At 73.8% G+C, this 5,388-nt stretch carries 4 protein-coding genes and 1 pseudogene; 3 read left to right on the top strand and 2 right to left on the bottom strand.

Annotated elements, in window-relative coordinates:
* The 3 genes and pseudogenes from M8J74_RS25495 to M8J74_RS25485 all read left to right on the top strand — a co-directional run.
* Positions 1 to 529, top strand: a pseudogene (locus M8J74_RS25495) (serine/threonine protein kinase); the annotation flags it as partial.
* Positions 530 to 656: 127 nt separating this feature from the next.
* Positions 657 to 1,346 (top strand): DUF4232 domain-containing protein, encoded by a 690-nt coding sequence (locus tag M8J74_RS25490; protein ID WP_249838686.1) that lies wholly within the window; start codon positions 657 to 659, stop codon positions 1,344 to 1,346.
* An 82-nt stretch (positions 1,347 to 1,428) separates the two neighbouring features.
* Complete coding sequence (locus M8J74_RS25485; protein WP_249838687.1) at positions 1,429 to 2,682, top strand: arsenic transporter; 1,254 nt, start codon at positions 1,429 to 1,431, stop codon at positions 2,680 to 2,682.
* A 13-nt stretch (positions 2,683 to 2,695) separates the two neighbouring features.
* Here the strand turns inward: M8J74_RS25485 and M8J74_RS25480 are convergent, their stop codons facing one another.
* Together M8J74_RS25480 and M8J74_RS25475 are read right to left on the bottom strand one after the other, a co-directional pair.
* A complete protein-coding gene (locus M8J74_RS25480; protein WP_249838685.1) occupies positions 2,696 to 4,564 on the bottom strand; it encodes an RICIN domain-containing protein in 1,869 nt (622 codons plus the stop codon).
* Between the two features lie 392 nt (positions 4,565 to 4,956).
* The coding region (locus M8J74_RS25475; protein WP_249838684.1) for a helix-turn-helix domain-containing protein at positions 4,957 to 5,388 on the bottom strand (432 nt) is incomplete at its 5' end.

Here is a 5,388-nt window from a genome sequence, read left to right as displayed (position 1 = left end):
CGTGTGCGCCGCGGCCGTCGCCGTACCGCCGGCGCTGCCGGACCGCGCCCCCACGGCGCCCGCCCAGGTCCGCGTGACGGACGCGACGGGCCGGGTCGTGGCCGAGGTGCCGCGCGCCTGGGGACGCCAACTGCGCGGTGCGGGATGGGACCCGCGTGTGCTGGGGCTGCCCGCCGGGCACCAGCCGGGGTTCGTCGTCGCGGACGACCTGGGGAGGTGGCAGGACCTGACGGCGGACGTGAACGGCGTGTTCGTGGGCCGCACGGGCGGCGGGGACCTCACGGCCGCGGTGGACGCCCTCACCCACCCCGGCTGCCACTACGACGGCGCCCGCGCCTGGACGGGCGCCGCGTGGCACGGCAGGGTCCGGACGTGGAGCGACTGCCGCGGCTCCGGCGGATCGGTCACGGAGGCCGCGCTCGCCCCCGCACGGGGCGCCGGACGGCCGCGCGTGTACGTGCAGATCCGCGAGCGGGGCGGCGCGACGGAGACCGATCATGTCCTGACTTCGGTACATGTCGGAAACTGACCCGGCACACTCTTCTCGCGCCAGAACTTTTTCGTTCGGGCGCGCATCGGACATACATGACGGGGCACAGAGCGCCGTACGCATCCGCCCGGGCGGGTGCGTGATCACATTGGGAGTGCTGAGGACCATGGCGAACAAGTCCCCCTCCGTCCACCGGACGGCCCTGCTCGCGGGCACGGCCGCGCTGCTCGGCCTGCTGACGGCCTGCGGCAGCGGCGGCGACGGCACGGCGAGCTCGCCGACGACCCTGTCCGGAACGGCCGCGCCCGCCTCGGACGGCGGTACGAGCGCAGCCGCCACGGCGACCGACTCCGTGACGCAGTCGACGGGCCCGTCGGGCGAGGCCGCCTCCGCGAAGCCCTCCAAGACCGCGTCCTCGGCCGTGGCGGCCGCCTCCGGCCGGTGCCACACCTCCGAGCTGAAGGCCACCGTCGGGCGCAACGACCCCGGGGCCGGGCAGGAGAACTTCCCGATCGTGCTGACCAACACCTCGTCGCACACCTGCACGGTGCGCGGCTTCCCCGGCGCCGCGTTCGTCGACGCCTCGGGCAAGCAGCTGGGACCGGACCCCAAGCGGGAGTCGGGCAGCGCGCCGACGACCGTGACGCTGGCTCCGGGCCACAGCGCCTGGGCGGGGCTGACGTTCTCCAACCCCGAGGTCAGCGGCGCGAACCCGGCCACCCCGGCCGCGCTGCTGGTCACTCCCCCCGACGAGCGGGCCTCCCTGAAGGTGACGTGGACGGGCGGTCAGGTGCCCGTGTCGGGCAACTCCTCCTCGGTCTTCCTGACGGTGTTCAACCCGGGCACGGGCGCCTGAGCGGCAGGGGGCGGGAGCGCTTTCTTACTGTGAGCTGCTTTCATGGATCATCCCGCCCCGATCCGCTGCGAAGGACCCTGCTCTGAACACCGCGCTCGCCGAGACGCTGTCCGTCCTCCTGCTCGTCGCCGTCCTGGCCTTCGCCGTGCTGCGGCCGAAGGGCCTGCCGGAGGCGGTGCTGGCCGTCCCCGCCGCGGGGCTCGTCATCGCCACCGGCGCGATCTCGCTCGACCACGCGCGGGAGGAGGCCGCGCGGCTCGGACCCGTCGTGGGCTTTCTCGCGGCCGTGCTGGTGCTGGCCCACTTCTGCGACGTCGAGGGGCTCTTCCAGTGGTGCGGGGCCTGGACGGCCCGCCGGGCCGCGGGCTCGCCGGGGCGGCTGCTGGGCGCGGTGTTCGTGCTGGCCTCGGTGATCACGGCCGTGCTCAGCCTGGACGCCACCGTGGTGCTGTTGACCCCGGTGGTGTTCGCCACCGCGGCCCGGGCGGGCGTCCGGGCGAGACCCCATCTGTACGCCTGCGCCCACCTGTCGAACACGGCCTCGCTGCTGCTGCCCGTGTCCAACCTGACGAACCTGCTGGCGTTCGAGACGAGCGGGCTGAGCTTCACCCGGTTCGCCCTGCTGATGACGCTGCCGTGGCTGGTCGCGATCGGCGCCGAGTACCTGGTGTTCCGCCGCTTCTTCGCCGACGACCTGCGGATCGCCGCCCCGTCCGCCGAGCCGGGCGAGACACCCGAGCTGCCCCTGTTCGCGCTGGTCACGGTCGGGTGCACGCTGGCCGGGTTCGCCGTGGCCTCCGCGGTGGGCGTGGAGCCGGCCTGGGTGGCCGCCGCGGGCGCGCTGGTGCTGGCCGCCCGCTCGCTCGTACGGCGCAAGGCGACGCCGCTGACGGTGGTGCGGGCCGCGTCGCCGGCGTTCCTGGCGTTCGTGCTGGCGCTGGGGATCGTGGTGCGGGCGGTGGTCGACAACGGCCTGGCCGACGCCCTCGACCGCGTCGTGCCCTCCGGCTCCGGGCTGCTCGCGCTGCTCGGAATCGCCGTGCTGGCCGCCGTGCTGGCGAACCTGATCAACAACCTGCCCGCGGTGCTGGTGCTGCTGCCGCTGACCGCCGCCGCGGGGCCGGGTGCCGTGCTGGCGGTGCTGCTCGGGGTGAACATCGGCCCCAACCTGACGTACGCCGGTTCGCTGGCCACGCTGCTCTGGCGGCGGATCGTGCACCGGCACGAACACGACGTGGGCCTCGGCGAGTTCACCCGGCTGGGCCTGCTGGCCACCCCGGCCGCGCTGGTGCCGGCCGTGGCGGCGCTGTGGCTGTCGCTGCAGGTGGCCGGCTGAACCGGGCGGGATGTCAGTGGCGGCCGCCGCGGCCCCCGTAACCGCCGTAGCCGCCGTAACCTCCCCCGTAGCCGCCGTACCCGCCCGTCCCGCAGTAGTACGGGTTGTAGGCGCAGTAGGGGTTCTCGGGATACGCGGTCGACTGCGTCGGTGCGGGCTGCACGGTGGTCGGCGCCGCGGAGGGCGTCGGTGAGGGGCTCGGCGTCCCGGCCGCCCTCCGGGTGGGCGTCGGCACCGGGGTGGTGTCCTCGTCCCAGTTGACGACCTGCATCTGGAGGTCGGCCTTCGTCGTGTCGAAGGCCCAGTGCTGCACGTCGCCTTCCTCGCGGGTCTTGAGCACCAGGGCACCCGAGCCGTCGGTGGCGGCGGGGGCCAGGGCCAGGTCCTGGTTCCAGCGCGGCACCAGGGCGCCCTTCAGGGTGAAGTCGTAGCGGATGTTCTTCTGGATGCCGCCCGTGCAGGGGGCGAGCACCACCGAGTAGCCGAGGTGGGAGTCGAGGCAGAGTTCGGGGTCGGCGACGCTGCGCAGCCTGTCGTCGGTCTCGTAGCGCCACTGCTGGGTGTTGGCCGAGGAGCAGGAGGCCAGTTCGGTCTCGGCGCCCTTGACGGCCTTCTTGCCGACGACGGACACGCACAGGCCGGAGCCGACGTTGTGCAGCCGCCCCTGGACGTTGCCCTGGGACGCCTCGCTCGCGCTGATCCAGGACGGGTTGCCGGTCGGGGTGCTCTTCGCCGGGCCGGGCGTCTGCGAGGGCCGGCCGCCGGCGGCCGGTGCGGCGTGGTCGCCGTTGCCGAGGACGGCCCACAGGACGAGCGGGAGGACGATCAGTCCGCTCACCGTGAGGACGGCCGCGGTGAGGTTGCGGCGGCGGGCCGCGGCGCGCCGGGCGGCCTTGCGGTCCGAGCGGCGGGAGGCGCTGCGGCCGCCGGGGCGGGGGGCGGAGCCGGCGACGGTCCGTGCGGGGGCCGGGGGCTCGCCGGGCGCCGCGAAGAAGGGCTCGCCCGCCATGACCCGGGGGCGCAGTTCGTCGGGCAGGGCGCTGCCCTCGACGGGGCCGGCGAGTCTGGACTCCACATAGGCCCGGGCACCCCAGCCGAGGACCGCCTCGGCCAGGGCGAGGCCCAATCCCCGGTTGAACTGGGCGAGTTGGTCGGCGGTGTCCCGGCAGTGGCCGCAGCGGGCGAGGTGCGCGGCCAGGTCGGGGTCGACGTCGGCGCCGCCGCGCCGGTAGGTCACGTCGAGCATGCGCAGGTAGCGGCGGCACTCCTGCTCGGGGGCGAGTTCGCGGTGGACCTGGAGGCATTCCTCGCGCAGCCGGTCCCGGGCCCGCCCGAGTTCGAGGAGGGCGTGTTCGGCGTCGTAGCCGAGCAGCCCGCCGGGGACGTCGATGGGCTCGGCCTCGACCTCCGTGTGCCACAGCAGGCAGCGGAAGGACTGGGGCAGCCGCTGGAACGCCCCGGACAGCAGGCGCCGGTCACCGGGTGGCAGCAGCCGGGCCGCGATGCGCTCGCCGTCGGCCCCGGAGCGCAGTTCCGGGTGGAGGTGTTCGCCCCGGTGGTCGTTGTCCCACTCGGCGGCGATACGGCGTACGGTGACGAGGAGTTGGGGGCGCCAGGCGGAGGTGGGGCCGTTCTGCCGGAGCGTCTCGCCGAAGAGGCGGGTGAAGGCGGCGGTCGTGAGCATTCCGGCCGAGGGTATGCCGTCGGTGCACAGCCGGGCGTAGGCGAACCCCGCTTCCCAGTGCCGGTCCAGGAGTTCACCGACGGGCTGCAGCGCGGGCGACGATCCGGTCCACTTCTTGAGTTCGGCACTCAGTTGCTCGTCCGTCACCTCGAACCGGCGGGCTGTTGTGGGGGAATTCGACAGGCCGGCGTCGTTCACGGCTGCATTCCTCTCGGGGCACGCGCATAAAGTCCATACCAAACGGTATGGGGATCCGTCGACACGACGACGAGATCCACTCGTACAGGGTTCGACATCTCGAACACCTGTCGGAAAGGGCTCTTATGGAGCCCGGGGACGAGCGGGAGATGCCTCGCGCGCACAGTGAAAACATGTATTTTCCGTGCGCCGCCGACGCACACCTTTGCACAGGTCAGCGAAGCGGAACAAGGGATCTCGCGGTTTTGTGCATTCCGTGCCCCACGCGCGATATTGACGAAACGTCAATGCCGCGGAACGTTATTCGCGCGCCGCGACCGGATCACCGGGCGAAAACCATTGGCGGACCCGCCCCACCACATGCGCCGTCTGTCGCGCCGGCGCACGCCCGCTCACTCGCCAACCATTGAGCCGCGCGCCCGGTACACCCCGGGCGGCACTCCGTACCGGTCGCGGAAGACCCGGTTGAAGTGGAACGGGCTGGCGAACCCCGAAGCCGCCGCCACCCGTTCGACGGACAGGTCGCTGCCCTCCAGCAGGCGGGCCGCGTGCCGCAGCCGCGCCTCGCGCAGCGCCCGCATCGGGGACCGGCCCGACTGCTCGGCGAACAGGTGGGCGAAGCGCGAGGGCGACAGGGAGACACGGGCGGCGAGCGAGCGGACGGTGTGCGGGGCGGCCGGATCGGCGGCGATGAGCGCCTCGGCCCGGCGCACCCGCTCGTCGATGCCGGGCCGCGCCGCGGGCGGCCGGGCCGTGGCCGCCGTGAGCAGGACGACGTCCTCCAGCGAGGACAGGGCGAGTTCGCGAGCGGCGGTGCCGTGCGC

Origin of the sequence: Streptomyces panaciradicis (assembly GCF_023516615.1) — a bacterium.
GTDB classification, from domain to species: Bacteria; Actinomycetota; Actinomycetes; order Streptomycetales; family Streptomycetaceae; genus Streptomyces; species Streptomyces panaciradicis.
Note: the sequence above shows the minus strand (reverse complement) of the source record. Positions and strands in the feature narration are given on the sequence as shown.

What these genes read in the sequence shown, in the direction of transcription:
- M8J74_RS25490 (WP_249838686.1), top strand. Translation starts at nt 657, where the DNA reads ATGGCGAACAAGTCCCCCTCCGTCCACCGGACGGCCCTGCTCGCGGGC.